The 24,967-nt window shown below is 41.1% G+C and carries 43 protein-coding genes; 23 read left to right on the top strand and 20 right to left on the bottom strand.

The genetic code is table 11. From position 1 onward, the window contains the following. Positions 1–94 precede the first annotated feature (94 nt). The 19 genes from EL244_RS06885 to EL244_RS06795 all read right to left on the bottom strand — a co-directional run bounded on the left by EL244_RS06885 (position 95) and on the right by EL244_RS06795 (position 8,699). Positions 95–487, bottom strand: a complete 393-nt coding sequence (locus tag EL244_RS06885) for a M15 family metallopeptidase (protein WP_126459715.1) — start codon at positions 485–487, stop codon at positions 95–97. Further along, the gene (locus EL244_RS06880; RefSeq protein WP_036965310.1) at positions 480–797 is read right to left on the bottom strand and encodes a phage holin, lambda family; all 318 of its coding nucleotides are present in this window, start codon (positions 795–797) and stop codon (positions 480–482) included. Before EL244_RS06880 ends, EL244_RS06885 begins: the two co-directional genes overlap by 8 nt. A gap of 769 nt (positions 798–1,566) precedes the next feature. Then, positions 1,567–2,070, bottom strand: coding sequence for an antiterminator Q family protein (locus EL244_RS06875; RefSeq protein ID WP_126459712.1), 504 nt, complete (start codon positions 2,068–2,070; stop codon positions 1,567–1,569). Positions 2,071–2,256: 186 nt separating this feature from the next. Then, positions 2,257–2,622: a RusA family crossover junction endodeoxyribonuclease gene (locus tag EL244_RS06870; RefSeq protein WP_126459709.1), complete on the bottom strand. Its 366-nt coding sequence runs from the start codon at positions 2,620–2,622 to the stop codon at positions 2,257–2,259. Next, a complete protein-coding gene (locus EL244_RS06865; protein WP_126459706.1) occupies positions 2,619–2,909 on the bottom strand; it encodes a DUF1364 domain-containing protein in 291 nt (96 codons plus the stop codon). The genes EL244_RS06870 and EL244_RS06865 overlap by 4 nt, the downstream gene beginning before the upstream one ends. Before the next feature lie 230 nt (positions 2,910–3,139). After that, positions 3,140–3,355: a hypothetical protein gene (locus EL244_RS06860; RefSeq protein ID WP_126459703.1), complete on the bottom strand. Its 216-nt coding sequence runs from the start codon at positions 3,353–3,355 to the stop codon at positions 3,140–3,142. A 12-nt stretch (positions 3,356–3,367) separates the two neighbouring features. Further along, a complete protein-coding gene (locus EL244_RS06855) occupies positions 3,368–3,814 on the bottom strand; it encodes a DUF1367 family protein (protein ID WP_126459700.1) in 447 nt (148 codons plus the stop codon). A 1-nt stretch (position 3,815) separates the two neighbouring features. Next, the gene (locus EL244_RS06850; RefSeq protein WP_232004567.1) at positions 3,816–4,037 is read right to left on the bottom strand and encodes a DUF7279 family protein; all 222 of its coding nucleotides are present in this window, start codon (positions 4,035–4,037) and stop codon (positions 3,816–3,818) included. A gap of 2 nt (positions 4,038–4,039) precedes the next feature. After that, entirely contained in the window at positions 4,040–4,411 is a 372-nt protein-coding gene (locus tag EL244_RS06845; RefSeq protein ID WP_126459697.1) for a phage protein NinX family protein, read from the bottom strand. 2 nt (positions 4,412–4,413) lie between these two features. Beyond that, the gene (locus EL244_RS06840) at positions 4,414–4,689 is read right to left on the bottom strand and encodes a hypothetical protein (RefSeq protein WP_126459695.1); all 276 of its coding nucleotides are present in this window, start codon (positions 4,687–4,689) and stop codon (positions 4,414–4,416) included. Then, on the bottom strand, positions 4,689–4,937 hold the full coding sequence (locus tag EL244_RS18385) for a DUF551 domain-containing protein (protein ID WP_126459692.1): 249 nt from the start codon (positions 4,935–4,937) through the stop codon (positions 4,689–4,691). The genes EL244_RS06840 and EL244_RS18385 overlap by 1 nt, the downstream gene beginning before the upstream one ends. Next, the gene (locus EL244_RS06830; protein WP_126459689.1) at positions 4,924–5,247 is read right to left on the bottom strand and encodes a hypothetical protein; all 324 of its coding nucleotides are present in this window, start codon (positions 5,245–5,247) and stop codon (positions 4,924–4,926) included. Before EL244_RS06830 ends, EL244_RS18385 begins: the two co-directional genes overlap by 14 nt. Continuing rightward, entirely contained in the window at positions 5,247–5,519 is a 273-nt protein-coding gene (locus EL244_RS06825) for a hypothetical protein (protein ID WP_126459686.1), read from the bottom strand. Before EL244_RS06825 ends, EL244_RS06830 begins: the two co-directional genes overlap by 1 nt. Before the next feature lie 31 nt (positions 5,520–5,550). After that, complete coding sequence (locus tag EL244_RS06820; RefSeq protein ID WP_126459683.1) at positions 5,551–5,775, bottom strand: hypothetical protein; 225 nt, start codon at positions 5,773–5,775, stop codon at positions 5,551–5,553. Between the two features lie 15 nt (positions 5,776–5,790). After that, complete coding sequence (locus tag EL244_RS06815) at positions 5,791–6,519, bottom strand: ATP-binding protein (protein WP_109911125.1); 729 nt, start codon at positions 6,517–6,519, stop codon at positions 5,791–5,793. Then, on the bottom strand, positions 6,519–7,304 hold the full coding sequence (locus EL244_RS18300) for a hypothetical protein (RefSeq protein ID WP_105881152.1): 786 nt from the start codon (positions 7,302–7,304) through the stop codon (positions 6,519–6,521). The genes EL244_RS06815 and EL244_RS18300 overlap by 1 nt, the downstream gene beginning before the upstream one ends. After that, complete coding sequence (locus EL244_RS06805; protein WP_172597506.1) at positions 7,304–7,993, bottom strand: GIY-YIG nuclease family protein; 690 nt, start codon at positions 7,991–7,993, stop codon at positions 7,304–7,306. The genes EL244_RS18300 and EL244_RS06805 overlap by 1 nt, the downstream gene beginning before the upstream one ends. Before the next feature lie 69 nt (positions 7,994–8,062). Beyond that, positions 8,063–8,407 carry a hypothetical protein gene (locus tag EL244_RS06800; RefSeq protein WP_126459680.1) on the bottom strand — a complete coding sequence of 115 codons (345 nt, stop codon included), beginning with the start codon at positions 8,405–8,407 and terminating at the stop codon, positions 8,063–8,065. Positions 8,408–8,513: 106 nt separating this feature from the next. Next, positions 8,514–8,699 (bottom strand): Cro/CI family transcriptional regulator, encoded by a 186-nt coding sequence (locus EL244_RS06795; RefSeq protein WP_126459677.1) that lies wholly within the window; start codon positions 8,697–8,699, stop codon positions 8,514–8,516. 116 nt (positions 8,700–8,815) lie between these two features. On the opposite strand from EL244_RS06795, the gene EL244_RS06790 reads away from it, so the two are divergent. The 19 genes from EL244_RS06790 (at position 8,816) to EL244_RS06710 (ending at position 19,624) form a co-directional block, all read left to right on the top strand. After that, complete coding sequence (locus EL244_RS06790; RefSeq protein ID WP_230084849.1) at positions 8,816–9,502, top strand: S24 family peptidase; 687 nt, start codon at positions 8,816–8,818, stop codon at positions 9,500–9,502. 359 nt (positions 9,503–9,861) lie between these two features. Continuing rightward, the gene (locus tag EL244_RS06785) at positions 9,862–10,176 is read left to right on the top strand and encodes a transcriptional antitermination N peptide (RefSeq protein ID WP_230084848.1); all 315 of its coding nucleotides are present in this window, start codon (positions 9,862–9,864) and stop codon (positions 10,174–10,176) included. 281 nt (positions 10,177–10,457) lie between these two features. Further along, on the top strand, positions 10,458–12,191 hold the full coding sequence (locus EL244_RS06780; protein WP_126459674.1) for a DUF262 domain-containing protein: 1,734 nt from the start codon (positions 10,458–10,460) through the stop codon (positions 12,189–12,191). A 112-nt stretch (positions 12,192–12,303) separates the two neighbouring features. Beyond that, positions 12,304–12,576, top strand: a complete 273-nt coding sequence (locus EL244_RS06775) for a hypothetical protein (protein ID WP_126459671.1) — start codon at positions 12,304–12,306, stop codon at positions 12,574–12,576. Between the two features lie 29 nt (positions 12,577–12,605). Next, positions 12,606–12,779 carry a hypothetical protein gene (locus EL244_RS17900; protein ID WP_172597505.1) on the top strand — a complete coding sequence of 58 codons (174 nt, stop codon included), beginning with the start codon at positions 12,606–12,608 and terminating at the stop codon, positions 12,777–12,779. A gap of 14 nt (positions 12,780–12,793) precedes the next feature. Next, positions 12,794–13,702, top strand: a complete 909-nt coding sequence (locus EL244_RS06770; RefSeq protein WP_126459668.1) for a cell envelope biogenesis protein TolA — start codon at positions 12,794–12,796, stop codon at positions 13,700–13,702. Between the two features lie 221 nt (positions 13,703–13,923). Then, positions 13,924–14,124 carry a hypothetical protein gene (locus tag EL244_RS18295; protein ID WP_126459665.1) on the top strand — a complete coding sequence of 67 codons (201 nt, stop codon included), beginning with the start codon at positions 13,924–13,926 and terminating at the stop codon, positions 14,122–14,124. Positions 14,125–14,154: 30 nt separating this feature from the next. Continuing rightward, positions 14,155–14,577, top strand: coding sequence for a hypothetical protein (locus tag EL244_RS18290; protein WP_126459662.1), 423 nt, complete (start codon positions 14,155–14,157; stop codon positions 14,575–14,577). A gap of 15 nt (positions 14,578–14,592) precedes the next feature. After that, entirely contained in the window at positions 14,593–15,168 is a 576-nt protein-coding gene (locus EL244_RS06755; RefSeq protein ID WP_126459660.1) for an ERF family protein, read from the top strand. After that, positions 15,168–15,674: a single-stranded DNA-binding protein gene (locus EL244_RS06750; protein WP_126459657.1), complete on the top strand. Its 507-nt coding sequence runs from the start codon at positions 15,168–15,170 to the stop codon at positions 15,672–15,674. Before EL244_RS06755 ends, EL244_RS06750 begins: the two co-directional genes overlap by 1 nt. A 40-nt stretch (positions 15,675–15,714) precedes the next feature. Next, the gene (locus EL244_RS06745) at positions 15,715–15,912 is read left to right on the top strand and encodes a hypothetical protein (protein ID WP_126459654.1); all 198 of its coding nucleotides are present in this window, start codon (positions 15,715–15,717) and stop codon (positions 15,910–15,912) included. 115 nt (positions 15,913–16,027) lie between these two features. Then, on the top strand, positions 16,028–16,564 hold the full coding sequence (locus tag EL244_RS06740; protein ID WP_126459651.1) for a hypothetical protein: 537 nt from the start codon (positions 16,028–16,030) through the stop codon (positions 16,562–16,564). A 173-nt stretch (positions 16,565–16,737) separates the two neighbouring features. Beyond that, positions 16,738–16,935: a DUF7301 family protein gene (locus EL244_RS18380; RefSeq protein WP_419179612.1), complete on the top strand. Its 198-nt coding sequence runs from the start codon at positions 16,738–16,740 to the stop codon at positions 16,933–16,935. Next, positions 16,932–17,150, top strand: a complete 219-nt coding sequence (locus tag EL244_RS06735) for a hypothetical protein (protein ID WP_126459648.1) — start codon at positions 16,932–16,934, stop codon at positions 17,148–17,150. The genes EL244_RS18380 and EL244_RS06735 overlap by 4 nt, the downstream gene beginning before the upstream one ends. Then, positions 17,140–17,685 (top strand): phage N-6-adenine-methyltransferase, encoded by a 546-nt coding sequence (locus EL244_RS06730; RefSeq protein WP_126459645.1) that lies wholly within the window; start codon positions 17,140–17,142, stop codon positions 17,683–17,685. The genes EL244_RS06735 and EL244_RS06730 overlap by 11 nt, the downstream gene beginning before the upstream one ends. 7 nt (positions 17,686–17,692) lie before the next feature. After that, positions 17,693–17,887, top strand: coding sequence for a hypothetical protein (locus EL244_RS06725; RefSeq protein ID WP_126459642.1), 195 nt, complete (start codon positions 17,693–17,695; stop codon positions 17,885–17,887). Next, complete coding sequence (locus tag EL244_RS18285; RefSeq protein WP_154631208.1) at positions 17,859–18,104, top strand: hypothetical protein; 246 nt, start codon at positions 17,859–17,861, stop codon at positions 18,102–18,104. The genes EL244_RS06725 and EL244_RS18285 overlap by 29 nt, the downstream gene beginning before the upstream one ends. Next, the gene (gene xisR, locus EL244_RS06715; RefSeq protein ID WP_126459636.1) at positions 18,097–18,333 is read left to right on the top strand and encodes an excisionase family protein; all 237 of its coding nucleotides are present in this window, start codon (positions 18,097–18,099) and stop codon (positions 18,331–18,333) included. The genes EL244_RS18285 and xisR overlap by 8 nt, the downstream gene beginning before the upstream one ends. Positions 18,334–18,340: 7 nt before the next feature. Then, entirely contained in the window at positions 18,341–19,624 is a 1,284-nt protein-coding gene (locus EL244_RS06710; protein ID WP_126459632.1) for a site-specific integrase, read from the top strand. Positions 19,625–19,644: 20 nt separating this feature from the next. Here the strand turns inward: EL244_RS06710 and fliE are convergent, their stop codons facing one another. After that, positions 19,645–19,956, bottom strand: a complete 312-nt coding sequence (fliE, locus tag EL244_RS06705; protein ID WP_112836547.1) for a flagellar hook-basal body complex protein FliE — start codon at positions 19,954–19,956, stop codon at positions 19,645–19,647. A 242-nt stretch (positions 19,957–20,198) separates the two neighbouring features. Here fliE and fliF point away from each other — a divergent pair, with 242 nt between their 5' ends. The 4 genes from fliF to fliI are packed head-to-tail and all read left to right on the top strand — an operon-like array spanning position 20,199 to position 24,967. Continuing rightward, entirely contained in the window at positions 20,199–21,893 is a 1,695-nt protein-coding gene (gene fliF, locus EL244_RS06700; protein WP_006813402.1) for a flagellar basal-body MS-ring/collar protein FliF, read from the top strand. After that, complete coding sequence (gene fliG, locus EL244_RS06695) at positions 21,890–22,882, top strand: flagellar motor switch protein FliG (RefSeq protein WP_006813403.1); 993 nt, start codon at positions 21,890–21,892, stop codon at positions 22,880–22,882. The genes fliF and fliG overlap by 4 nt, the downstream gene beginning before the upstream one ends. Further along, positions 22,875–23,606, top strand: a complete 732-nt coding sequence (gene fliH, locus EL244_RS06690) for a flagellar assembly protein FliH (protein ID WP_126459629.1) — start codon at positions 22,875–22,877, stop codon at positions 23,604–23,606. The genes fliG and fliH overlap by 8 nt, the downstream gene beginning before the upstream one ends. Continuing rightward, a complete protein-coding gene (fliI, locus tag EL244_RS06685) occupies positions 23,603–24,967 on the top strand; it encodes a flagellar protein export ATPase FliI (RefSeq protein WP_006813405.1) in 1,365 nt (454 codons plus the stop codon). Before fliH ends, fliI begins: the two co-directional genes overlap by 4 nt.

Below are 24,967 nucleotides of genomic sequence, written 5' to 3'. Positions count from 1 at the left end.
CTAACGTTATAGATAGCAACGGCTGAGAGTAGCAGTACTATTCCAATGAGTTGAACATGATCCACAATCCACGAAACAAACTTAGCTAGCGTTGTCATGCTGGAATCTCAACATGAGGCGCATCAATGAACTTAGTTTCAATTGGTAGTGATGGGTCATTCTTCCAGTTGATACCGAAGCGCAGTTTAATTCCTAGCTCATCAGCGGCTTGCTTAACAGCATTCAATAGCGGCTTAAACTCATCAATCTGCCATTTGGTATTCACTGGAATAATGTCTACTGCATGACCTGTTAAGTGGCGACTGTGCATAGTTTGTGATTTCTTTTCTGCAACCAGCTGCTTTTGTCTCTCTTGAGTTCGTAGACCTTCAATGACAATGAAATCGACAGGTGTTATTTCCAGCGTGCGACGAATAACTTTCACTAAGTCAGGGTTAACTCCCTTGAGATTGTTTTCGCTTCGCTGGCTGAATTTGAAATTAGTCATTATTCACCCCTGCCTTACCTTTAATCATTTTACTCAGCGTTTCTACGCCCCAGTAACCAATCAGTACACTAGTGAAGTAAGCAAATTCAGGGTTCATACCCATAGCTGCTAGTAAGTCTTTAGCAAACCACCCAAAGAATGCACACAGCGCACCATCTAGTAGGGTCTTCTTCCAGCCACCGCCGTTATACATGCCACGCAATATTGCAACAGTTCCAGCCAACCCAGCCGCAGCCGCTTGCTCTTTTACTGAAGAAAGCCAATTGAGTAGATGGTCAAGCCATTCAGGAGTGTTATTCATACATTTCATACTCACCCCCTACGTTGGAGGAATTTAGTTAATAGATAGCCGCGCACAATCTCTATGCGTCAATTTTCGTTTGGTTGATTAGAATTCTGTGGCGGCGTATGAGTGACCATCTTCCCGACGTTGGCAAAATGGTAGAAATAAAAAAGCCGCACTAGGCGACTTATTGAAATAGATGGCTGGTTTAGTTCAGCCAGACTGTTACGCGCTACCGTAACCTTATAGCAAGGGATTCAGTTGTTCGGAATAACCGAATATGTGAACCATCCGGAAATTCCGGAGAGTTGAAATTGTCGCTATGGGGATTCCCATAACGGAACAATATCAATACGTTATGTTATGCTACCCTCACTAATGAGGGAACCAAAATAAACGTTACCGCAAAATTTAAAAATTGAGGAAAGGATTAAATTAGATGGGCATAGCGTGACTATCGCGAGATTGGATAGACAGTTAGGGCTATACCTCGGCTAGATTGTCATTGCGGAGACAGGAGCCAATCCCTGCAATCTCGGTATTCGATGCGCTCTACCGCATTCCCAAGTTTCCTATTCCCGAGCATCAGGCTATTACTGGTGCTAACTGGCTTTAGCATTCTCCACAATGGTTAAGATGCGGCCTCCATGCTAAGCAAGGGTGAGGTTACTCACCAAGACGCACCTTACCATTGTAGAAAAACCCCACCGAAGTGAGGCTTTAGAATCTGGTTAAGCCAACCTAAGAACAGTTAAGGCAGCTTACCTGATAAGTATTGCTAATTTGCTATAACATGTCAATAGCAAAGTTCGCTTATTTTCTTTATTTTCGCTACACGTTTACGGTTATTCATTGCATTTCGCAGAGGTTCATACAATAACCACTGGCAAGCCTTTAACTTTTCGTCTACTTCATTTCTGCAAGTTCCGAAGGATGGTTTCTTTAGCCTGTTTCCTCCTCTCGTTTGCATTTTGCGGGGTTTTGCAACCTTATGGTAGTAAGATGCTATCGAAAGCTTGGAGGCGCCACATGCGTAATAGCTGAGCAATATTTTATAAGCCTGCTCGTCAGTGGCGATGATTGAATCTACGACCTGAGAAATCAACATTCCTTCATCGTCACTACACATAGGTCTGGATGGTGTACTGTTTGGCTCGACTGTTCGCATGAATTTATAAATCATGTTTATCATACGCACATTCAATCGCCCTGAGTGAACCCAGGCACCCCACAACTCAAGCCATCCGTTAAGCCAGTCGAATTGCTCTTTCGTTAACTCTTTCTCTCCGATGTAGCTCATCTTACCTCCGGCAATACTGTGTGATTTCTTTCACTTTTAGTGCTGAACATGATGCCAAGCTGCGGGTATAGTTCTGCTCTATGATTTGTTTCTATTTTCATTTCGCATCCACTTTTCTGCACCACTGCATAATCAAATTTGAACTGTGACTTTAGATATCTAGCCTCTTCAATTGCTGCTGTTAGGTCAGTGAACATCGTCTATCTCCCATATTGTGATATCCAAGGAGCCGCCTTTAACCATTTCTCCGCGTCTAATGCGAAAATCGTCTATCTGCTCGTCATCACCCCAAAAATTGGCGTGAGTAAGCGAATCGAAAACAGCTTTAGGCAAGTTATCGAGGTCTCTTTTTCGTTTATCTGGGGGATTTGCTGTGATGATTATTTTGATGCGGGAAGTGGTTTTGACATCTAGGTTTTGCTGTTCTATGTAATCTGTTACTTGCTTTCGGTAGCTTGTGCCTCTGGGTGATATGTAGTGCCGACCTCTACAATGTCGCCAATAGGTATTATTGCTTGGCGGATATGGCAGCTTTAAGTGATATTCCTTCATGCCTTAATCTTCCCCTCGCTCTGCAATATATCCTGAGTTCGCATTACTCCCTCTAGGTGACACTGTTTCGCATACTCAGCGCCAGTGAGTCGAGTCCTGCGGTCTATTTCGTCATGACAAGCACTACATGCCCAAGCTATAAATAAATCGCTAGGCTTGCATCCTGTGCCGCATAGTCCAGCCATTCGATAATGAGCACCTACTACAGTTTCAGAATTACCATTACACACTCCGGGTATTCTTACTTGGCATTCTCTTCCCTTTGCTTCTTTGCGTAAGTTAGCCATACATAAATCCCATCGTTAAAGTAACAATCGAAAAGAATAGAATTACGTGTCTGGTTCTAATCACTTTCTCGCCCTCCGCTTCTTGGCTGCTCGGTTTATCTTTGCGTGACCTGAGATACGCTTAGTTGATGTTTGGTAGCTACGTTGATGCTTGAAGCTGTTAGTCCACTGCGTGTCATGTATTGACAGTGAAGCAAGAAAACGCGCGATTGTTGATATGATGTTCATCATTACACCTCTTGAATATCAGCAACTTTGACTATTTCGTCGGTAAGCAATATGGATGTTTCCAAATCTCCATTAACCATTCTGATAATTACGTTATGCAGTGGCTCACCGTCAGTTTCTCTTGGATAGGTAGAATGGAATTCAGCTCGGTTATGCTTGTGGTAAAAATCCAAAGCCTGTTCTGATATCTCGTAGACCTTTCCTTTTTCTAGTTTCATTTTTGTTGACCATTAAAAGAATGTTAATAACCGATTCTCAGTGATTTCATTACATCCTCTGAAAATGTGTTTTATTGCTGCGTTAATCATGGCTTTGTAACAGCGTTCGAATTCGTCTGAATCCATATTGGCAAATGACAAGCTCTTAGCTTCTGTGCGCACGTCACCGTTTAGCCTTACTGTTTGCTCATAAAATCCTGCAAGTATCGTCAAATCCTTCCTGAAGCGCTCAAATTGGCTATACTCGTCCATACAGTCGAGTCCCGCTTTATTTGCGCACCAGTGGTCGAAACAGAATTTGAAGAATACGAACATCTTTCGATGGAAAGCGGGGTTTCTTGTGAGCTTGGCGCTGAAGGTGTACATCTCGCCATTTTTGAATTTTGTTAAACGTGGTAGGTCGTGTTCGAATGCTGGTGCAAATATGCCATTGGCGCATTTGACCATTTCTATTTCCAAGTTAACCTCCTTGCATTGCCCTTATCATTTCAACTAGGCACTTAGAGCCTTCTTTAGCTTCACGAATGAATTGTTTTTTTAATTCCCTGATTTGCTTTCTGGTTGGCTTAGCTTGAAACTTAAAGTGATCTTCATCGCCATGTGCTGATACTTTTAACATCCAAAATCTGCGATTCGTATTGAAGTTAACGTAATAGACCATTACTTCTACTGGCTCACTCACTGTTAGCCCTCCTGTAATGACGCTGGAATTTTCACCGTATCACCAAACTCAATCATTACCACTGCGCGACAAATAGCTTCTTGTGGAGTGTTACCAGTGGCGTAATCTCCTATCAAATGAGGTGGGGATGCATGCCAGTAATCAACGCCATCGACCTCCTCAACCATTAGCTCAACCCAGTATTTAGCTATTAAATCTCCGCAAAACACCCAGCTAGATGATGGGTCATAATCACGATATAGCCCACATTCTGGATGCACAGGAAAAACCATAACTCCACCATTTCCTATAATTACGTTAGTTCTGCCGTCGGCTTTAGCAACCGCATAATCCAGCGCCCTACCTGTCAACTCACTTGTTTTTACTGTTATCACTGTTAGCTCTCCTGTTCCAACCTAATGGATTCAACTTCTGCAAGTGTCAGGCTATCAACCGAATATGGTTTATTGAAATAAATCGTCGCCTCTTTGAATGCCGTAGGAAATCCAGCTACTAGCGTTCCAATGGCAACAATCGGTATGAACAAAATAACTAATAACCACTTGTCCATGTAGCACTCTAGCGAGTTCCATTCATCTACTTTTGAATGCTGATAGAATGCCAATTTACGAGTTGGAAATAGCTTATTGTGAACTTTGCGTTTTATCTTCATCATTCACCCTCTGGCATTGGTGGGAGTGGGATGCTGTCTAAGTACATCCAGTGAGTTACCCTCTCAGCTGGTATTTTAGTGTTCGTGACTGTATTGTTTGCGATTTTAGAAAATGTTACTTGCTCGTAAAAATAACCGTTAATTACAAAACCGAGAGCTAATTCGTAATCGTTCTTAACTTTTAATAAAACTTGCCGACATTCACCGGGTAATCTCTCACTCACCTTAACCCAATTAGTTCCCTGCATTAGATGCCTCCCGTTGGGTTTTTGCTGTACCTGAATTGCCGAATGTGTAGATGTAAGCTGGTAGTTCAAAGTGCTTTCTGTTACTGCCTACTAACTCAGATATCGTAAGATTATCAGCCAGTTGATAAGCTACTTTTTCAGCATAAGAGCGATTTTTCCTGTTTCGATATTTCCGTCTATACCTTGCAGCATTTATGCTAGTAAATCTGTCACGACTTGGCTTACCTGCTGCACAATACATTTTCCATACTGTCTGCTTAGCTGTTTTATCCCACGCTTCTAGTAACTCTGTTAACGTTGTTCCTTTCATCACTCAACCTCACCCGTCAGTGGCTCAAATGAAACTAATTCAAATGTGAGTTCACGATGGTAATCGTAATAATCAACCATTGGTTTTAGTGTATAAACGCCTTCGCCCTGAAAGTAATCTTCACCAGTCAAAACCATTGATATTTCATCTTGGAAATCTTGAATATCTCTAGCGTCAAAATCACCATGGCAACCCATCAGATAGGATTCGTTCTCATCAACTTGGTGAATTACGACAATAGTTCCAAATGGAATTTCCTTTTGTTTGCTCATCTAGAAGTCCTTATGATTTGGTGTGTTAGGCTTACAAAATCGCCGTGCTCATGAGTTTAATGAGTTGCCTTTTTGATAAGGAAACTTGGAATACCTCTGGCAAACCGCGCAGACAAACCGCATATGCCTTGGCATCTTTCAAGTGATTATCGGGATGGTTTAGGTAATCTATCGCTGATTTTGCTTGTGCCGTGGCTGGAGTATCGCTTTGCTTTAGGCGTCTAACATAAGGCTTACCAATTCTGTGTTTAATCATTTTAAATTCCTTTGGTTATTTAACTTGGCTACGGTAACTTTCCCATCCGAAATTAATCGTTGTCGGGCTGCCCATTCTTAAACGGTCAATAACTCGTTCACCTAGCACCTTTGAAAGCTCTGCGAATGCTAGGTTTGTTAGCACTCCAACTGGCTTTTTGTTTGCTAATCGACGGTCTACAACTTGGAAGATAATCAAATCCTCGTTGAGGTTTCCACGCTGTACACCAACGTCATCAAGCACCAGTAAATCAACTTCGCACAGGTCATCGATTAGTTTCGACTCTGAGGTCTTAGCGTCCTTCTGGTAGGTTTCACGTACTCGCATCATTAGGTCTGGCAATGTAGCGATTAGAATGCTCTTACCGTGCTGTATGAGGTGATTTCCGATTGCTGCTGCTAAGTGATTCTTTCCGGTTCCTGCATTGCCGCTGAATATGAACCCGCCAAAGTTTTTGCCAAAATTCTCAGCGTAATTCTTGGCTTTGCGTAATGCGGCTTGCTGCTCAGGTGTAGTGACTTGGTAGTTATCGAATGTGCAATCTAGGTGAAGCGGGTTTATTCCAGAGCGACCCATAATTTTATTCAGTCGAGTAACGCGATTTGCATCGGTGATCCGCTTTGAATCAATTTCACCCTGCTCTCGTTGCCATGCCATGAGTTCTTCAGGTGTTTCAAACTTTGGCTTGATGTGTTCCGGCATCAGTTTTCTAAACCGAGCCAGTGCTTGCATTCCTGTGCTCATCAGAAGTTCTCCGGTATGAATTCTTGGGTTCGACTAGGCGGCATAACCCGCTTAGATGGCGTCCAAGCTGGCTTAGTGTTTTTGTTCTGGTAATTCAATTTCTGACTAGCAGTGATAAACCAGTTTTTGGGCTTATCGGCTCTGAACTCAATATCCAGTCGTCTCAACTCGTGTTCGAGGTCGATGTTTGAATACAGGCTTTGCCATTCAGTAAAATCTTTTTTGTTTAATCGGATCACCTCGCCTTCGAATGCGTACTTGCTAGACATCTGGTGAACACTTGCCGATTTATTTTCAGGCTCATCAGAACAAGCCGTGTTTTCGGCTTGGGTGTTTATAGGGTTAAGGGAATCAGGAATCAGGTTAAGGGAATCAGCAGGGATAGTTTGATTCTCTTCTGGTTCTTGCACTGTACTTGTATGGTGCTTTTCTGGTGCTTCTTTAATATCAGTAGGTTGCGTAACTTGTTCGGGTATTTCACTAGCCGCTTCTTTCATGTGTGGGTTCTGGTGTTTCTTCCAGTTATTAATCTGGATAAACTCATTTCCATCTACTGCATATCTAGTGATAAAGTTTTTGCCATGTAATTGAGCGAGTAATTTGTCACAATCAGCATCGTCATATGGCAAAACCATAGCTTTAATTTTTCGTGGTTTATCTTCCAGTCGACCTTCGCGATCGGCAACTGTCCATAAGCCTACAAAAAGAATACGAGCCAATGGCTCGCACTCTGCTAAATCATCATTAGTAAAAAAGCCCGGTTTAATATTTCTTGCTCTGGCCATTAGAAGGGCACCTCCGGTTTATAAAGACATACTTGATTGACAGGCTCACTATTCTTCCAGTCTCCATTTTTCATATGTTCTTCATGCAATTGGTCTAGATAGCTCCTTATAAGAAAGGCTTTACCATCATGAAAATATAGGGAGTGGGATTTATTTCTGTTCTTTTTAACAAGATTGTTTATGGCAAATCTGATTAACCTCTCTGCTGCGGATAATTTGCAACCAAGGATTGATATACCTAAAGAATAAAATAGTTTTTCTATATTCAATTCGTTGAGTTTTTCCGTGCATATAATGTCGAACTTATCGGCCATTTCTTCCACGGAAAGCTTGGCATTTGCTAGTGTGAATTCAGAGCAAACATGAGTTATATATTTAAGGTCTCCCTTAAAAAACTCTCGTGATTCGTTAATCCTGTATTCCTTTAGGCACTCGTGAATATCAGATTCATCAGCCGCTGGATTCTCTGAATAAAATGCAGCCTCAATTTTAAATTTATCAGGCACGCCGGTAGCAGATGAAAGCTCTTTCGCTCTGTTTTCTGGCGAGACTGTTGTCATTCCTACCTTGTAGATATTCGGCATATATTCATTACTTAGAACATAAATCCACCCTTCAGTCCGAAAGGTTTCTGGCATAGCCATGTGCTCTACAATTTTGCTTTGGACATCCATATCACCCAAATGCATAACGACCTCCATATCGATTTGTTGTGTAATTAATATTCATGTATAATTACTCCTGCAATTATTGATTCCTTAAAGTAGTTCAATTTGAGCCTCATCTTGTGCCAGATTTGAGGCATTTCTTTTTACCTTCCCTTTTCTTTCCAGCGCCTGAATTAACCGTTCTGCATAGTCACCTTCAATCACTACGCTTCTAGACCTCTCAGGCATTGATACAGCCTCAGCAGGTAGCCCATAATGAGCTATTGCCTTACAAGCTAGTTTGAATATCCGATTCTTTTCTCGGCTTGATGCTGTTGGATGTATTCCCATTTCACTAGCGAACGAGTTATTACCTTCGTCTAGCATTCTCTTAAAAAAGTAACTTTCGAGAATTTCAGGCTTACATGTGATGTTTATAGTTTTTGCGTAGTCCATTTGTTAAATTCCTTTTGACGTAGTTAGTCCGTTGCTCACGATCCTGTGAGTTAAGTTTTGTATTGATACCCTTTTTCAGGGCTGAGGATTTAAAGAGCGAGGTGGATTACTTTTTATCTTTGACGAGAATCTCAAAAGGAATCCCAAATAATTCATTTATTTGTGCGTATCTGGCAGGTGGAATACGACCCTTTAACTCCCACTGGCGAATTGCCTGATCACTAATATTTAACAGCTTTGCTAGTGCGGGAACGCCACCCGCTTTTTTAATTGTTGTTTCCAATGCGTTCATAACAATTTCCCTTTAATTGAACTATCACAAGAATAATACAAGAGATGCTTTAGTTAAGCAAGTTTTACTTGTTGGAATATTAAAAGCAATACTTGTATATTGAAGAAATGAAAACTATGCGCGATAGAATCAAGCAAGCCAGACTTGCTAAAGACATGACCCAAGCTGAATTAGCCGATGCGGTAGGGGTATCCCCGCAATCAGTACAGCAATGGGAAACTAGTACTGAGCCAAGAAAAAATCGAGTAATGAAAATTGCTGAAATTCTTGGTGTTGATGCTAATTGGCTTCTATTTGGCAAACCAGACTCTGAAAACAGAAAAGACGTGGTTAAAATAGAGCTAGAAGATGATTCTAATGTTCAAGGAAGGTATAAAGTAGAAATATTAGATATCGAAGCTAGTGCTGGCGCTGGCGTCATGGTTCTTGATGATTTCATAGAGACAATAACAGCCATTGAGTATTCCGCGGAGGAAGCCAAGAGGCTCTTTGGCGGTAGACCAGCAGAGACGGTAAAAATGATTACCGTAAAAGGCGATTCAATGTCTGAGACATTTGAGCCAAGGGATCAGATATTTGTTGATATAACTGCCAATCACTTTGATGGAGATGGTATCTACGTCTTTATATTGGACAATCAATTGTATATAAAACGGCTGCAAATGCAGTATAAAAAATTAGCCGTGATTTCAGATAATCCAAGATATGAAACTTGGTATTTAGAAGAAAATTCAATGGATGGTATGTTTATTCAAGCTAAAGTTCTTGTTAGCCAATCAATAAAATACAAGTTTCACGGTTAGATCAATCTAAAGAACACACTAAGCCCTCAATCTGAGGGCTTTTTTATTCCTATCACTTAGCCACATCAAACAAAATAAAAAATAAATACCATTCAAAAACAATCACATAAATCAAAAAGCAAGTAAAACACAAAAATAAACACAAGAAATACTTGTTTTAATAAAGCATTGCTTGTATAGTTATTCCATCGAAGGCAAGGAGCCATAGATAAACAGGATGTTAGCTCTTTAAGCAGATAGCGCTGTAAAAGCGCAAACCAAAGACAGTATGTTTTGGGATTGGTCATCGCTCCGCTAGGCGTAAATGGTAGATGAGTGCGCTACCACCAATCACCAAAGCAAATTGAAAGGGGAAAACTATGTGTAACTTTCACGGCTACAACAACGCCAGATCACGCAGAATGGAACGCAGAAAAGCATTGCAGGAAGCACACGCATTAACTGAAAGCTTAAAAGCAGCAATACATGGCGAACAAGTAGAAGAAGCAAAGCGCCCCACCTTATCACTAACACGCAAACCAATTAGCCGAGTTGAGAAAGCCATTTCAATTCGCAGCACTAAAGTTTATGACTCAGCAGATAACACCTGCTTACCAAATTCTAGTATTTACTCAGCTAAATATCGCAAATCTGGAACGCTATTAGAGTCTGGTGAAGTGACAGCGAGGGCATAACGTGAAATTCATCATCAACTGTCCAGTATGTCATAAAGATTTCGACACAAGAACGCCAGCCATGCATATCAGGCAGCATCATAAAGACGCTACTGACCATGAGCTGGTGAAGATTAGAAACGCTCGCAGGAATGCGATACACGCAAGCCGATTATGAGTGATGGAAGTGTTACGGCGAGATAAAGCCCAAGGTGATTTTTTTAATAAATATCATATAAAAACACAGTTCATGTTGAATTAAATTCCTTTGTAAAGGATGATAAATACATCAAGGAAATAAAATGAGAAAAATCATGGCTAGTATGAATTTTGATACAAAAAATCAATCATTTAATGAATTATTAAGCCCTTCCTATAACTATATTGTCCCTCCATTTCAAAGAGACTATTCTTGGCAAGAAGAAGATTGGAATGAATTATGGCAGGATGTTTTAACTTTAAAAAATGAAGAGCCTGATTCTTTTCATTACATGGGTTATCTTGTATTGCAAAGCGAAGATACAAAAAACTTTAAAATTGTTGATGGTCAACAAAGAATTACAACCATTAGTATTTCAATACTAGCTGCTTGCTCTATTTTTGATGACCTTATAGCAAAAAATATAGATGCCCCCCAAAGTGAAACAAGAAAGCAACAGTTTTTATCACAATATATCGGTTATACTGACCCGGTTTTGATTTGTTATCACACCAAATTAAAACTCAATAAGCACAATAATAATTACTATCAGACTTATCTCGCCACACTATCGAAATTACCCCAACGTAGATTGAATAACTCAGAGCAAAAATTGAGAAAGTCATTTATTTTTTTCAAAAAAGAAATGGAACTGTATTTATCTCAATTTGAAGATAAGGGTACGGAGTTAGCCAAGTTAATTTTATTCATAACTGAAAAATTATGTTTCACAACAATAACTGTTAGTAATGAAATAAATGCATTTAAAGTATTTGAAACTCTTAATGCAAGAGGTGTAAAGCTTTCATCTACTGACCTATTAAAAAACTACATATTTTCGTTGATAACTAATGACCATACCCATCATAATGAACTTCAACACCTAGAAAATAGATGGGAAAGAATTGTTACAGCTATCGGAGCTGAAGATTTAACTGAGATAGTAAGAATATATTGGAATAGCAAAAGTAAACTTACAAGGAAAAAAGAATTATTCAAAACAATTAAATTAGCCATAAAATCAAAAGAAGATGCATTTGCATTCTTAAAAGATTTGGATGAATGTGCTGATATATATACAGCATTAAATGATGTTTTTGACTCTAATTTTTGGGATCATGAGGAGAGCAGGCATTTAGATCGCCTTTTCAACATATTCAATGTGAAGCAGCCAATGTCTATGCTTATAGCAAGCTATAAAGCATTCTACGAATCTGACAGAAAATCATTTAAGAAAATACTAAAATACACGTCTACTATAACTTTCAGATACAATATTATCTGTGCTATGCCTCCTCCTGAACAAGAGAGATCTTATAGCACTATTGCACAAGGTATATCTTCTGGTGCATATAATGCAGATGCAGTATTAACCCAATTAAAACACCGATTATACCCAAGTGATGAGGTGTTCAAAAATGATTTTATTAACAAAATTATAAAAACTGGCAATAACAGAAATGCAAAAATTGCTAAATATATTTTAATTGAAATTGAAAAATCGATTTCACAATCAAAATCTTCGCCGGATTCCGAGTCCGTAACCATAGAACACATTCTACCAAGAAACCCTTCAGATAATTGGGAGGTAGACACAGAATCTATTGGTGAACATCTATGTGATAAAATAGGAAATATGTGTTTATTGACAGACGTTGAAAATAAAAGCATTGGGAATGACACATTCCCCGAGAAAATAGAAACATTTAAAAAAAGCGCCATATATATAACAAAGTATATTGGTGACAACTACACCGAATGGACAGGCAAAACAATAGACTCAAGGCAAAGATTCTATGCTAAACAAGCCGCAAGCATATGGTCATTAAATGACTAAAAGAAAACCTCGCAAATGCGGGGTTTTTTATTACCTAAATTCGACTAGTTAACTAATTACAGTCCATCAAGGTGGGCTGTTGTGAGTTGATTAATAGATAGGAGATAGAGATATGTGTGATTGCTTTACGAAATTAGGTGATGACATGGAAAGTCGCATCAAAGCAAAGCTACCTGAAGGCGCAAGCCTACGGTCTTCTGGTTGGAAACAATCAGGATTATTTATGTCTGGCGGCGTCATGTCAGTTAATTATTTCATTGAATACAACGCTAGTTATCAAGAAATCAAAAAGGACGGCACACCGAAAGCCCGCCTAACAAAGCAGGATTTCCCCGTTACGTTCTCATTCTGCCCTTTCTGTGGTGTGAAATGTGAAAGCAACTAGCATCGTGTTTAATTAATAACGGAGGGAATATGACAGATAACAATCAAGACAAATTAAAAGAATTCGAATTAGTAGTCGAACCGGTAATGAAGTGGCTAGCTGAAAATCATCATCCGCACACAAAAATTATCATTGAGAGTAATTCAGCTGAACTTCTTCAATCAGAAGTTGCGGTAGCATCGGATGAATTTCTTGTAGATTAGTTAATGGGGGTTTTATGGCAAATGAATTAGTCGTAATTGAACAAGCAACGGCGCTGGATTTATTCACGGCGCCAGAAAAAGTAAACCAGATGCTAGCTCACATTAAAATGCTGGCAGAAGAAGAGCAAAAAGAACTCGACGGTGATTTGTCTGTAGCTAAAAACCGTAAGGCATTCGCGTCACTGGCATACAAAGTTACTCAAACAAAAACAGCGATTGATAAGGCTGGCAAGTTGGTTGTTGATGACCTGAAAGAGCTACCTAAGAAAGTAGATGCCGCACGTAAGTTATTCCGCGATGAACTTGACTCACTAAGTGATGGGATTCGTAAGCCACTAACAGAGTGGGAAGAACAAGAAAAGGCTCGTGAAGAAGCTGAGGCGCTTAAAAAGCAAATCGAAATTGACCAAGAAGAAGCTTTGCAGATGAACGAATTGTTTGATTTACGCAAAGCCGAAGAAGAACGCCAGCGAATCGCTCGTGAAGAAGAAATGAAGCGACAAGCTGCGGAGCAGGCACGACTCGAAGCCGAACGCAAAGCACAGCAAGAAATCGAAGAAGCAGCACAGCGCGAACGTGAAGCGAAAGAAGCAGCTGAACGCGCTGAGCGTGAAAAGCAGGAAGCCATTCAACGTGCAGAGCAAGCAGTGAAAGAAGCTAAGGAAAAGGCGGAGCGCGAGAAACAAGCAGCTATCGAAGCTGAGCGTAAGAAAGCTCTTGAAGCTGAGCAAGCGCGATTAGCAGAAGAAGAACGTAAGCGTCAGGAGGATGCGAAGCGTCAAGAAGATAAAGAACATCGCCGCAAGTACAACCAAGAAACATTACAAGCATTAGTCAATAACGGATTTGATGAAAAATTAGCAACTGAATTTATTAAGCTAGTTGCAAGTAACCAAATCCCTCACATGACAATGAATTACTAATACCCACCGCACCAACACCAGAGCACTTTCAATAACAATCGCTATCAATCGATAAGTGAGGGATTTCTTATGCCAAAAATTAACGAATTAAAACGTCAGGAACTCAGCTATCGACTGAATAGCGAGAGCTTCAAGGATGAAGTTAAAAACAAAATTAAGTGGGATTGGATGGCTGTTGTTATCGCCGTGCTTGTATTCGCAACAATGATATCGAGGTGGATATGAACAAGCTTATTTTTGAATCCAAAAACATGTACACAGCAACGGAACCTGCGGCATGTGGGGGAACAAGAGCAATTATTCACATGGATAGTGGATATCTCATTGAAACGGATGACCCTGAAACTCTTATTTTAAGCATGAATGTAACAAAGGAACTGTTGCAAAAAATACTCAAGGAACGGTATGAGGACGCAGCATGAAAATTTCAGACGAACTCAAGCAAAGGCAGGATGCCGAAAATAGACGCAGGGATCGCGAGGAAGAAGCTGAATACTATCGCATGGAAAGCTTGGGTGTTCAGCAGCAATCAACACCCACCCGATGGATGCGAGGTGAATATGGGTGAGTTATCGGCAAGAGGGAAAGAGGTTTTAGCGGGTGCGATTAAGTTCATGGATGAGCTGAAAGCAGAGCGGCAGCAAGGAATTAAAAGCAATCGCCCCTCTTATTACGAAACTGGAATTATTCATCGAATCAATAAGCAATTATTTTTTGAGTCACTTAATCACCCACCATTACCAGATCATATCCAAAAAGCCCGCGACGATAAATTCAGGGAAGCATTACATAAAGCTAATCCTGACTGGGCTAATTTTGACCCTTACAGAGATGTTCCAGATAGCCCATGGGGTGGTCGTAAGGTTGGTGACTAACTTTTGGAGGTAGACATGAGTAAAGAGTTTTATCAGAAAATAGCAGCTATACAGCAAAACTTGAAAGCACCAAAAAATCTCAATAACTCATTCGGAAACTACGCATACAGGAGTTGCGAAGGAATTCTGGAGTCAGTTAAACCGTTGTTGGATGGGTTGGTTTTAAGTATCACGGATGATGTTATTGCGGTCGGAGATCGTATTTACGTCAAATCAACCGCAACTCTCACGGACGGAGAGAATTCACATAGCGTGTCGGCATTAGCAAGGGAGCCAATGTCAAAAAAAGGAATGGATGACGCTCAGGTAACAGGGGCTACAAGCTCATATGCACGTAAGTATTGCTTAAATGGATTATTTGCTATTGATGACTCAAAGGATGCAGACAGTAACGAACACAAGCAACAGGAAAACAACTTTAAGCCCGATGTTGTTCTATCTGAGTTCACTGGAAATGCAATGAATATCAGCAATATAAAAACATTAAAAGCTGAATTTGGTAAAGCATGGAAGCTACTTGATAACACACCAGAACAAGCTAAGGCTAAAGAAGTTTATGACATTAGAAAATCAGAATTGGAGGCTGCTTAATGGCTAGTCGCGGAGTAAATAAGGTAATTCTCATTGGTCACTTAGGTAATGATCCTGAAATTCGGTACATGCCTAACGGTGGCGCAGTAGCAAATCTCACACTAGCTACATCGGAATCGTGGCGTGATAAACAATCGGGTGAAATGCGCGAAAAAACAGAGTGGCATAAAGTGATAATTTTCGGCAAGTTAGCTGAAGTTGCAGGTGAATATCTGAAAAAAGGATCACAAGTCTATATCGAAGGTTCTTTGCAAACGCGTAAATGGCAAGACCAAAGCGGTCAAGACCGATACACAACGGAAGTGGTGGTAAATATCGGCGGCTCTATGCAGATGTTGGGTGGCAATGGTAACAGCAATCAGGCAGGAAGCCAGCAACCAGCGCGACAACCTCAGCCGCCACGCCAGCAAGCACCGCAGAATGAGCCACCGATGGATTTCTCAGACGATATTCCGTTCGCTCCTATCGGGCTCCCCTACCCACGCCACGCTATTTATGTGATTTAACCAAAGGATATATTTGCAAGGATGCAAACAGGAGATAGATATGAAATTAAATAGCCATATTGATATCGAATTTGAAGGCGAAGCAAAAGAAATAAGAATGGGAAGATTTAGTGATGTTCTAGAAATCGGAGAAAACACAGAAAACCCTAACTTTGATTATATAAACATCCCAAACCAATATGCGAAACAATTAATTCGTGAACTGGTAAAGCTGTATCCAGATTGGGACAAGGAATAAATTAACTCGCATGGATGCAATGAAAGTGAAGACACATATGTATTGATTCAGTCTTTTCATAGTGGATTAGTCACATGGATGTGAGTATGATTCCTGCTTTAAATAAGGAGGGGTTATGAACGAAAGAGATTTGGTTGACTGGATTGCTTTTGGTGCCACAGTGCTATCTTCTATGGGGATATTGGTTGCTATTATTATTTACTACCTACAAGAAAGAAAATCAAAAAAAAAGGTAAAATCAATAAAGAAAAACCTTGTAGATGATTTGGACGTAATAGGGGATGAAATCGCTATTCTAGGTGAATTGCTGTCATCATTAGATAGCAATTATTCCATAACTTGCAAATGCAAAAATAGAAAAATATTTATAAGAGACCACAAAAACAACCATTCCAACTTTGGTGAGATTAATATTTCAGATTTAAAGTTTTATTACGAAAAATTAGCTGAAGATGATTTTAGTGTAAGCAGAATAATAAATCATATAATTTACGCATTAAATGAATATAATTCAATTATAAATGAAATGATTAATCAAATAGGTGATAATCAAGGGAAATTTGATATAGACCAGATTTTCAAGGATGGAGTTAAAATTAAATTCACTATAGATTATATTGAATCACAAATTAAAAAAATAGCCCTGCACTAGCAGGGTTTTTTATACCTAAAATTCAGAGTAACAATTCATGCGAATAATCGGATATGTATTACTCATGCTAATACAGAGTTCTCCAGTGCCTGTTACAGAGCAAATATACACACAGCAAGAATGCGAGAGCCGTGCTATGCAGATAATGCAGGTGCGGGATGTTGAGATAGTTTGTGGGGAGGTGTTCAGTGAGAAAACTATCAACGCTAGATGAGCTAGTAGAGTCAGACTACAACGAGCATTGCAGAATAATCGTTAACTACTATTTCAGCGGTAGGCATGGTAATAAAAAGAATGAGCCTAAACTTCCTAAATATAGGAGAGATAGGATTATAAATAAATTATCACGAATAGAAATGGGTGATATATGAAACAAGTTCAAGCAATGACGACGCTAGTATTAATTGATGGTGTTACGTATCAAATAGCATTACCAAAACAATATGTTTTACTGCAAGCAAAGCAAGCATTGATGTTTGCTCAAGAGTTCGGTGGCTTAGTTCTTCCATGTGAATTTACTAGTATAAAGCCAATGGAAGCCGACGGATTGCCATTTAATATAAGTGATAGCAAGGATGAAGACTGATTACGGAGGTAGCCATACACCAAAGGAATTGCGTGATAGATGGCAAACTCCACTACCTTTATTTACAGCATTGGACGCTGAATTCGGTTTCTATTTAGATGCCGCCGCCGATAAAAATAACCACCTTTGCACTCATTATCTCACCGAAAAAGACAACTCACTAAATTGCGATTGGGAAAGTTATGGCGCTATTTGGGTGAATCCCCCGTACAGTGAAATTCAGCCTTGGATTAATAAAGCCGCTGAGCAATGTAAGAAACAATTACAGCCTGTGGTTATGTTAATTCCTAATGACACATCCGTAGGTTGGTTTAATTCTGCATTAGAAACAGTTGATGAAGTGAGATTAATTACAGGAGGAAGAATTAGCTTTATTAAAGCAGAAACTGATAAAGCTAAAAATGGAAATAATAAAGGCTCAATGCTTTTAATATGGCGTCCGTATATTAAACCACGAAAGATAATTAACACTGTCGATAGAGATGAATTAATGAATATCGGCAATCAAATATTAAATGAATGGAAAATAGCTTAGGTGAATTATGGATACTATCGACTCAGCAAACGAACTAGAACAATTACACATTCAAGCCGCATTATCAAATCGCCAGCCAGTAATTAAATCAATAAACGGAATGTGCATCTGGTGCGAAGAAATGCCAGCTGCACCAAATAGCGCATATTGCAGCAAAGATTGCGGAGATGATGATGAGCAATATAAGCGGAAGAATGGATGATGTAACGCTTGAGAACGGGCGCCGAAAGATAGCCCGTGAATGCCGTGACAAATTAAAGCAACTCAAAAAACTCAGCGATAAACAAAGCACAGCAATACTCAAAGATTACCTTCCGAAGTTTCAATTAACACTCACCAAAGAACACAAAAAGTTTCCACCAATCATGTGGCTAACTTGGTACGTCAATAGCATAGATAAGGAGATTAATAATGGATAATGTTGTTCTTCTAACCCCAAGTAAGTGGGTTACTGAAGATGTACTTATGATGATTACTGGCATGCGCTCAGGGACAATTAAATCTGCAAGGAAAAAGTCTTGGGCTGCCGGTAGAGAATATCTCCACATTTCACCGGACGGAAGCCCTAAAGAAAATTCAGAATGCATGTACAATCATGAGGCGATCGTAAACTGGATCGAGAAGCAAAGAAATTCACAACCTCAATAGGTGCATTATGAAAATAAAATACCCAACAGGTGTTGAAGTGCATGGTAAAAGCCTTCGTATATCATTTACATACAAAGGAAAGAGAGTAAGGGAAACTCTTGGGATACCTGATACACCAAAAAACAGGAAGCTGGCAGGTGAGCTAAGGACAGCTATCTGCTACAAAATAAAAACTGGCACTTTTGATTACGCGGTTGAGTTTCCTGAATCAAAAAATATCAGCACATATAGCTCTGGCGATAGAGTGATAACCTATGGTGAATTGGCTAACAAATGGATAGGAATTAAAAGCGTTGAAATATCGTCAAGCACATTAAAAAAGTACATCACTATTTTAAATGCAGTATCTAATTTTATTAATACAAAAAGAAACGTATCAACATTTAAAACTGAGGATATTTTATTAATACGAAATAATTTATTAACATCGCCAACTTTGGATAGAGGGCATAAAACAAACAAAATTGGTAGAACAGTCCCAACAGTAAATAACTATATTGGATTGCTTCGACATATTTTTAATTTTGCTTTTGATAATGGATATATAAGCTCGAATATATTCTCATCAATAAAGCCATTGAAAAAAGATAGACCAAAACCAGACCCAATAACTCAAAATGAGTTTCCTAGACTTCTTAGTGCTGCTAACAATGAGCAGTCCAGAAATATGTTAATTACATCCGTGTACACTGGATTGAGACCTGGTGAACTTTGCTCACTTGCATGGGAGGATATAGACTTCACCGAAAAAACGCTAACAGTAAGAAGGAATCTATCAATTGTCGGAGAATTTACCTTTCCAAAAACACAAGCAGGAACAGATAGAGTTATTTATATGCTTGACCCTGTTATCGAATGTTTAAAATCTCAAATGCTCTTAACAAAAATGACTCAACCGGAGCTTATTAACGTATCGACAAGAGAGTTTGGCAAATCAAGAGAAGATACATGCACTTTTATTTTTCAGCCAAACATCGTTGCAGCGAATGGGTTGAAAACGAAATTCTACTCTCCGGGTGGCTTTGGTCAAATATGGAACTATCTAGTGAGAAGATCTGGAATAAGGCATAGAAAGGCATATCAAACAAGACATACATACGCATGCTGGATGTTATCGGCAGGAGCTAACCCTGCATTCATTGCAACGCAAATGGGACACGCATCATCAAAAATGGTTCATGATGTATATGGCGCATGGATGACTGAAAATGATGATAGCCAAATTTCAATTTTGAATAGAAATGCCCCACCACTGCCCCAAGGAAACAGTAATAAGGCAATTAACTCATAACATTCAAACAGATAAACCAATCACACCGGCATTGACATGATCTCTTGATAAGCCGCTACTAATTTATTTCTTACCTGAATTCCCATTTGCAGACTTAAACTGGCTTTCTGCATGTCGACCATCACATCATTCAATGATAAATCTGGCTTACCCATAGTGAAATCTTGCACATTTTGGGTTGATTTAGTACGGACTTCATTGATTTGATTAACGGAAGCGACTAAATGATCAGCAAAACCCACAGGCTCGATAACAGGCTTGGCATGGTTTGTCGCTTGAGTCGCAACCACATTTAATTGGGATACAACCCCTTCAATGGCTTGAATAGTCATCTTATTCTCGTGTATTGGTTGAGCAAAAATTTGCTGTCACTATTTTTAGTTTGCCTACCCTACCACACTGTTTTTTACTTGAAGCCGATAAATAACACCAAAATTATAGGCTGATTCCGTCATTAGATTCCCCAAAGGCATTAAATAATAGCAGCGTGAAAAAATGAGGTTACGAAGAGGGAAATCAGATTGTTTCACCAAACGTACATTCATCCGTTTAGTTTGCTTAGCAGGGAATATTTATGAGTACCGCATCTAAAGATACGGGGGAGGCCAAAAAAGGTTTTGCCTCTATGATCGAAAGTATCAAAGCCAACCCCAAAATACCGTTAATTATTGCCGGTGCTGCTGCGATAGCCATTATTGTCGCCCTACTTCTTTGGTTTCGCAGCCCTGACTATCGAGTCCTGCTGAGTAACCTTAGCGCAAAAGATGGTGGTGATATCGTGGGTCAGCTGACTCAGATGAACGTCCCTTATCAAATTGCAGATAATGGCAGCGCCATCCTCGTCCCTGCGGATAAGGTTCATGAATTACGCTTAAAACTGGCGCAATCGGGTTTACCTAAAGGGGGAAATACCGGATTTGAGTTGCTAGATAAGGAGCAATTCGGGATCAGCCAATTTAGCGAGCAAATTAACTACCAGCGCGCATTAGAAGGCGAATTATCGCGAACTATCGAATCACTCAGCCCTGTTCAAAGTGCTCGAGTGCATTTGGCCATTCCCAAACCAACACTGTTTGTTCGTGAGCAAAAACTTCCAACGGCCTCCGTTACTGTGGGGTTATTACCGGGAAGAGTTCTCGATGAAGGTCAAATTAGTGCCATCGTGCATATGGTATCGAGCAGCGTCACTGGCTTAACGGCAGCAAACGTCATTATCGTTGACCAAACAGGTCGTTTACTGACTAACAATGATAATAGCCAGCAGTCGGCCAATAGCGCACAGATAAAAATGACCAAAGAGATGGAAACCCATCTTAAAGAACGTATTGAAGACATTCTTTCTCCACTGGTTGGGCGTGCAAATATCCATGCTCAGGTCACCGCTCAGATGGACTTTTCGAAAGTAGAACAAACTTCCGAAGAATATAAACCGAACCAAACACCGGATGCTGCCGCAATCCGCTCTCGCCAAAACAGCGAAAGCATGCAAAACAGCAATGGAGGTCCTGGGGGCGTACCGGGAGCATTATCCAACCAGCCAGTCAGTGCACCTAGCGCACCAATCGAGGCTGAAAATAAAGATAATACTGGGAAAAACAACCAAAACACGACAACAACGCGTAATGGTACCCTGAACTCACAACGGGATGAGACGACCAATTACGAAGTTGATCGCAAAATCAGTCATACCCAGCGTCAAATTGGTGTGGTAGACCGACTTTCTGTTGCCGTTATCGTTAACTACCAAGCTCAGGAGGGTGAGAAAGGCGTAGAAATGAAGCCATTACCACCTGAAATGATCAAGCAAATTGATGCATTAACCCGTGAAGCAATGGGCTATTCCACACAACGTGGCGACTCCCTCAATATCACTAACTCATTATTTACTAGCGATGCCCCAGCAATTGAAGAAACGTCATTACTGAACAGTCCTCAATTTGTTAGCCAAGCATTGGATTACGGCAAAATTATTCTTATCGCTATTATTGCGTGGTTCATGTGGCGCTTTGGTATCAAACCTCAATGGGTGAAATATCGTAAAGCGCAGCAAGCCCAAGCCGATGCTGAAACCTTTATCGCTACACAATCGACAACGCCGTTCGTCGTTGAAGAAGAAATTAATGAAGATATGGACGAAAAAACCCGTCGCCGTCTGACTCGTCAACGTGTAAGTGCTGAAATTCAAAGTCAGCGTATCCGTGAAATGGCAGAGAAAGATCCGCAAGTCGTGGCAATGGTTATCCGTCAGTGGTTAGGAAAATCCCAATGAGTTTAAGTGGAACAGAGAAAAGCGCCGTCATGTTAATGACTCTCGGCGAAGATCAGGCTGCGGAAGTGTTCAAGCACCTGAACCCAAAAGAAGTCCAGCAGCTGAGTATGGCCGTGTCCAACATGCGCCAAATCTCCAATAATGAGCTTGCTGAAGTGTTGACTGAGTTTGAAGAATCGGCAATTCAGTTTGCCGCTCTCAACATCAATACCAATGATTATCTGCGTTCTGTCTTGGTGAAAGCGCTTGGTGAAGAGCGAGCAGCCAGCCTATTAGAAGACATTTTCGAGAAGCAAGAGACAACCTCGGGCATCGAAAGCCTCAACTATATGGAACCACAAACTGTTGCCGATATTATCCGTGATGAGCATCCACAAATTATCGCCACCATTTTGGTTCACTTAAAACGCAACTTAGCTGCTGATGTCTTAGAACTGTTCGAAGAGCGTCAACGTAACGATATTATGCTACGTATTGCCACCTTTGGCGGTGTTCAGCCAGCCGCATTAGCGGAATTGACTGAAGTGCTGAACAATCTTCTGGACGGTCAGAACCTCAAGCGCAGCAAAATGGGTGGCGTAAGAACCGCGGCAGAAATTATCAACTTGATGAAAAATCAGCAAGAAGAAAGCGTTATCGATGCAATGCGTGATTACGACGGTGAACTTGCACAGAAAATTATCGACGAAATGTTCCTGTTCGAAAATCTTATCGAGGTGGACAACCGCAGCATTCAACGCATCCTGCAAGACGTATCGACCGACTCGTTGGTTATTGCCCTCAAAGGCAGCAATCAAGCACTGCGCGACCATTTCCTCAACAACATGGCTGCCCGTGCAGCAGAAATCGTCCGCGACGATTTGGAATCCCGCGCACCAGTACGTATGTCACAAGTGGAAACCGAGCAGAAGGCCATTCTGATGGTTGTTCGCCGCTTAATCGAGAAAGGCGAAATCGCCATCGGTGGTGGAGACGACGTCTATGTCTAATTCGTCTAAAAAACATCTGCAATGGCAACCGTGGCAGCTACGGGAACTTAATCAGTGGGATTTAAATTCTTCAGCCATCCCATCATTAAGTGATGTCCCTGAGCCAACTGCCCCCAAAGTGCCTTGTTTAGAGCCTAAAGAGGTACTTGAGCAGATCAATTTGCTGGATAACATCAAAGAAGATGCCCAAAAAACCGGATTCCAGCAAGGTTTCGATAAAGGACAAAAAGACGGATATCAAGCCGGTTTTACGGAAGGGCTACGTGCAGGGGAGCAGCAAGGTCATGATCAAGCCCTTTCCCTGCAACAACCCGCTATTGAAACATGGCAGAAATTATTGTCTGAGTTTCATTATTCCCTCGATACTTTTGATACCGTGGTCACCACTAAATTACTGCAAATAGCCCTTTCTGCGGCGAAGCAAGTATTGGGGCAATCTACGGTATGTGATGGTACTGCACTGCTGGAAGAAATCAGTCGTTTACTTCAGCAGAAGCCGATTTTTGCCAGCCAACCTGAATTGCATGTTAACCCTAACCACGTGGCGTTAATTGAGCAACATTTAGGTTCACTGCTGGATCTGAACGGCTGGCGTTTAGTCGCCGATCCGACGCTACATATCGGCGGATGTCGCGTCGTGGCAGAAGACGGGGAAATTGATATGACGGTGGCCACCCGTTGGCAAGAGTTGTGCCGTCTGTATGCACCGGAGAGTTTGTCATGACCGCCAGACTCGGTCGCTGGATGGCGTCCCTTGATGACTTAGAGTCACGCATGAAAGGGGTTCCCATGGTACGCCGTTACGGGCGTTTGACCAAAATCACCGGATTAGTCATGGAAGCCGAAGGCATCAAAATGCCTTTAGGCGCCACATGCTATATCGAGCGCAACATTAATGGCGGCAGCGATGAGGTTGTCTGTGAAGTTGTCGGCTTTAACGGCGCTCGAATGTTACTGATGCCGCTATCAGACCTTGAAGGAATTTCGCCAGGCGCTCGCGTTTATGCTCAATCTACTGGGGATGATGGGCAAACCAGTCGCCTACTACCTATCGGTAATGAATTACTGGGTCGCGTATTGGATGCTCAAGGAACCCCCCTCGATGGAAAGGGTCCCTTGGAAACCAAAGCTCGAGCACCATTGATTACCCCACCAATTAACCCATTAGAACGGACACCTATTCATAGTGTGCTTGATGTCGGTGTACGCGCCATCAACTCACTATTAACCGTTGGTCGCGGTCAACGCATGGGATTATTTGCAGGTTCAGGCGTCGGAAAAAGTGTCTTACTCGGCATGATGGCGCGCTTTACCCAAGCTGACATTATTGTGGTTGGGTTAATCGGTGAGCGTGGACGCGAAGTTAAAGACTTTATTGAGAATATCTTGGGCGCTGACGGCTTGAGACGCGCCGTCGTGGTCGCCGCACCCGCCGATGTTTCTCCCTTACTACGGATGCAAGGTGCCTCTTACGCTACCCGTATCGCCGAATATTTTCGAGACCAAGGGAAAAGTGTCCTGCTGATTATGGATTCTCTCACTCGCTACAGTATGGCACAGCGTGAGATCGCACTTGCCGTGGGTGAGCCACCAGCAACCAAAGGTTATCCGCCTTCCGTTTTTGCGAAATTACCCGCGCTTGTTGAACGTGCAGGTAACGGAAAAAACGGAGGGTCAATTACCGCATTTTATACCGTATTGACTGAAGGGGATGATCAGCAAGACCCCATCGCGGATTCTGCTCGCGCTATTTTGGATGGGCACATTGTTCTGTCTCGCTCTCTTGCTGAATCCGGTCACTACCCTGCGATTGATATTGAAGCCTCAATTAGCCGAGCAATGACTGACCTGATCGCTAAAGAACACTATCGCAAAATTCAACGATTTAAGCAGTTAACATCCAGTTACCAGCGTAACCGCGACCTAATCAATGTCGGCGCCTACGCCATGGGCAGCGATCCTATGTTGGATACTGCCATTCAGTATTACCCACGCATGTCGAAATTCTTACAACAAGATATTGATGAACGTTGTGATTATCAAACAGCTTGTGAGCAACTGGATCATGTTGTTCCAAATGAATAA

Origin of the sequence: Providencia rustigianii, from assembly GCF_900637755.1 — a bacterium.
GTDB lineage: Bacteria > Pseudomonadota > Gammaproteobacteria > Enterobacterales > Enterobacteriaceae > Providencia > Providencia rustigianii.
The sequence above is the reverse complement of the archived record's forward strand: the minus strand, read 5'-3'. Positions and strand labels throughout refer to the sequence as shown.

What these genes read in the sequence shown, in the direction of transcription:
- EL244_RS06885 (WP_126459715.1), bottom strand. Translation starts at nt 487, where the DNA reads ATGACTAATTTCAAATTCAGCCAGCGAAGCGAAAACAATCTCAAGGGA.
- EL244_RS06880 (WP_036965310.1), bottom strand. Translation starts at nt 797, where the DNA reads ATGAAATGTATGAATAACACTCCTGAATGGCTTGACCATCTACTCAAT.
- EL244_RS06875 (WP_126459712.1), bottom strand. Translation starts at nt 2,070, where the DNA reads ATGAGCTACATCGGAGAGAAAGAGTTAACGAAAGAGCAATTCGACTGG.
- EL244_RS06870 (WP_126459709.1), bottom strand. Translation starts at nt 2,622, where the DNA reads ATGAAGGAATATCACTTAAAGCTGCCATATCCGCCAAGCAATAATACC.
- EL244_RS06865 (WP_126459706.1), bottom strand. Translation starts at nt 2,909, where the DNA reads ATGGCTAACTTACGCAAAGAAGCAAAGGGAAGAGAATGCCAAGTAAGA.
- EL244_RS06860 (WP_126459703.1), bottom strand. Translation starts at nt 3,355, where the DNA reads ATGAAACTAGAAAAAGGAAAGGTCTACGAGATATCAGAACAGGCTTTG.
- EL244_RS06840 (WP_126459695.1), bottom strand. Translation starts at nt 4,689, where the DNA reads ATGAAGATAAAACGCAAAGTTCACAATAAGCTATTTCCAACTCGTAAA.
- EL244_RS18385 (WP_126459692.1), bottom strand. Translation starts at nt 4,937, where the DNA reads ATGCAGGGAACTAATTGGGTTAAGGTGAGTGAGAGATTACCCGGTGAA.
- EL244_RS06830 (WP_126459689.1), bottom strand. Translation starts at nt 5,247, where the DNA reads ATGAAAGGAACAACGTTAACAGAGTTACTAGAAGCGTGGGATAAAACA.
- EL244_RS06825 (WP_126459686.1), bottom strand. Translation starts at nt 5,519, where the DNA reads ATGAGCAAACAAAAGGAAATTCCATTTGGAACTATTGTCGTAATTCAC.
- EL244_RS06820 (WP_126459683.1), bottom strand. Translation starts at nt 5,775, where the DNA reads ATGATTAAACACAGAATTGGTAAGCCTTATGTTAGACGCCTAAAGCAA.
- EL244_RS06815 (WP_109911125.1), bottom strand. Translation starts at nt 6,519, where the DNA reads ATGAGCACAGGAATGCAAGCACTGGCTCGGTTTAGAAAACTGATGCCG.
- EL244_RS18300 (WP_105881152.1), bottom strand. Translation starts at nt 7,304, where the DNA reads ATGGCCAGAGCAAGAAATATTAAACCGGGCTTTTTTACTAATGATGAT.
- EL244_RS06805 (WP_172597506.1), bottom strand. Translation starts at nt 7,993, where the DNA reads ATGCATTTGGGTGATATGGATGTCCAAAGCAAAATTGTAGAGCACATG.
- EL244_RS06800 (WP_126459680.1), bottom strand. Translation starts at nt 8,407, where the DNA reads ATGGACTACGCAAAAACTATAAACATCACATGTAAGCCTGAAATTCTC.
- EL244_RS06795 (WP_126459677.1), bottom strand. Translation starts at nt 8,699, where the DNA reads ATGAACGCATTGGAAACAACAATTAAAAAAGCGGGTGGCGTTCCCGCA.
- EL244_RS06790 (WP_230084849.1), top strand. Translation starts at nt 8,816, where the DNA reads ATGCGCGATAGAATCAAGCAAGCCAGACTTGCTAAAGACATGACCCAA.
- EL244_RS06785 (WP_230084848.1), top strand. Translation starts at nt 9,862, where the DNA reads ATGTGTAACTTTCACGGCTACAACAACGCCAGATCACGCAGAATGGAA.
- EL244_RS06780 (WP_126459674.1), top strand. Translation starts at nt 10,458, where the DNA reads ATGAGAAAAATCATGGCTAGTATGAATTTTGATACAAAAAATCAATCA.
- EL244_RS06775 (WP_126459671.1), top strand. Translation starts at nt 12,304, where the DNA reads ATGTGTGATTGCTTTACGAAATTAGGTGATGACATGGAAAGTCGCATC.
- EL244_RS17900 (WP_172597505.1), top strand. Translation starts at nt 12,606, where the DNA reads ATGACAGATAACAATCAAGACAAATTAAAAGAATTCGAATTAGTAGTC.
- EL244_RS06770 (WP_126459668.1), top strand. Translation starts at nt 12,794, where the DNA reads ATGGCAAATGAATTAGTCGTAATTGAACAAGCAACGGCGCTGGATTTA.
- EL244_RS18295 (WP_126459665.1), top strand. Translation starts at nt 13,924, where the DNA reads ATGAACAAGCTTATTTTTGAATCCAAAAACATGTACACAGCAACGGAA.
- EL244_RS18290 (WP_126459662.1), top strand. Translation starts at nt 14,155, where the DNA reads ATGCCGAAAATAGACGCAGGGATCGCGAGGAAGAAGCTGAATACTATC.
- EL244_RS06755 (WP_126459660.1), top strand. Translation starts at nt 14,593, where the DNA reads ATGAGTAAAGAGTTTTATCAGAAAATAGCAGCTATACAGCAAAACTTG.
- EL244_RS06750 (WP_126459657.1), top strand. Translation starts at nt 15,168, where the DNA reads ATGGCTAGTCGCGGAGTAAATAAGGTAATTCTCATTGGTCACTTAGGT.
- EL244_RS06745 (WP_126459654.1), top strand. Translation starts at nt 15,715, where the DNA reads ATGAAATTAAATAGCCATATTGATATCGAATTTGAAGGCGAAGCAAAA.
- EL244_RS06740 (WP_126459651.1), top strand. Translation starts at nt 16,028, where the DNA reads ATGAACGAAAGAGATTTGGTTGACTGGATTGCTTTTGGTGCCACAGTG.
- EL244_RS06735 (WP_126459648.1), top strand. Translation starts at nt 16,932, where the DNA reads ATGAAACAAGTTCAAGCAATGACGACGCTAGTATTAATTGATGGTGTT.
- EL244_RS06730 (WP_126459645.1), top strand. Translation starts at nt 17,140, where the DNA reads ATGAAGACTGATTACGGAGGTAGCCATACACCAAAGGAATTGCGTGAT.
- EL244_RS06725 (WP_126459642.1), top strand. Translation starts at nt 17,693, where the DNA reads ATGGATACTATCGACTCAGCAAACGAACTAGAACAATTACACATTCAA.
- EL244_RS18285 (WP_154631208.1), top strand. Translation starts at nt 17,859, where the DNA reads ATGAGCAATATAAGCGGAAGAATGGATGATGTAACGCTTGAGAACGGG.
- xisR (WP_126459636.1), top strand. Translation starts at nt 18,097, where the DNA reads ATGGATAATGTTGTTCTTCTAACCCCAAGTAAGTGGGTTACTGAAGAT.
- EL244_RS06710 (WP_126459632.1), top strand. Translation starts at nt 18,341, where the DNA reads ATGAAAATAAAATACCCAACAGGTGTTGAAGTGCATGGTAAAAGCCTT.
- fliE (WP_112836547.1), bottom strand. Translation starts at nt 19,956, where the DNA reads ATGACTATTCAAGCCATTGAAGGGGTTGTATCCCAATTAAATGTGGTT.
- fliF (WP_006813402.1), top strand. Translation starts at nt 20,199, where the DNA reads ATGAGTACCGCATCTAAAGATACGGGGGAGGCCAAAAAAGGTTTTGCC.
- fliG (WP_006813403.1), top strand. Translation starts at nt 21,890, where the DNA reads ATGAGTTTAAGTGGAACAGAGAAAAGCGCCGTCATGTTAATGACTCTC.
- fliH (WP_126459629.1), top strand. Translation starts at nt 22,875, where the DNA reads ATGTCTAATTCGTCTAAAAAACATCTGCAATGGCAACCGTGGCAGCTA.
- fliI (WP_006813405.1), top strand. Translation starts at nt 23,603, where the DNA reads ATGACCGCCAGACTCGGTCGCTGGATGGCGTCCCTTGATGACTTAGAG.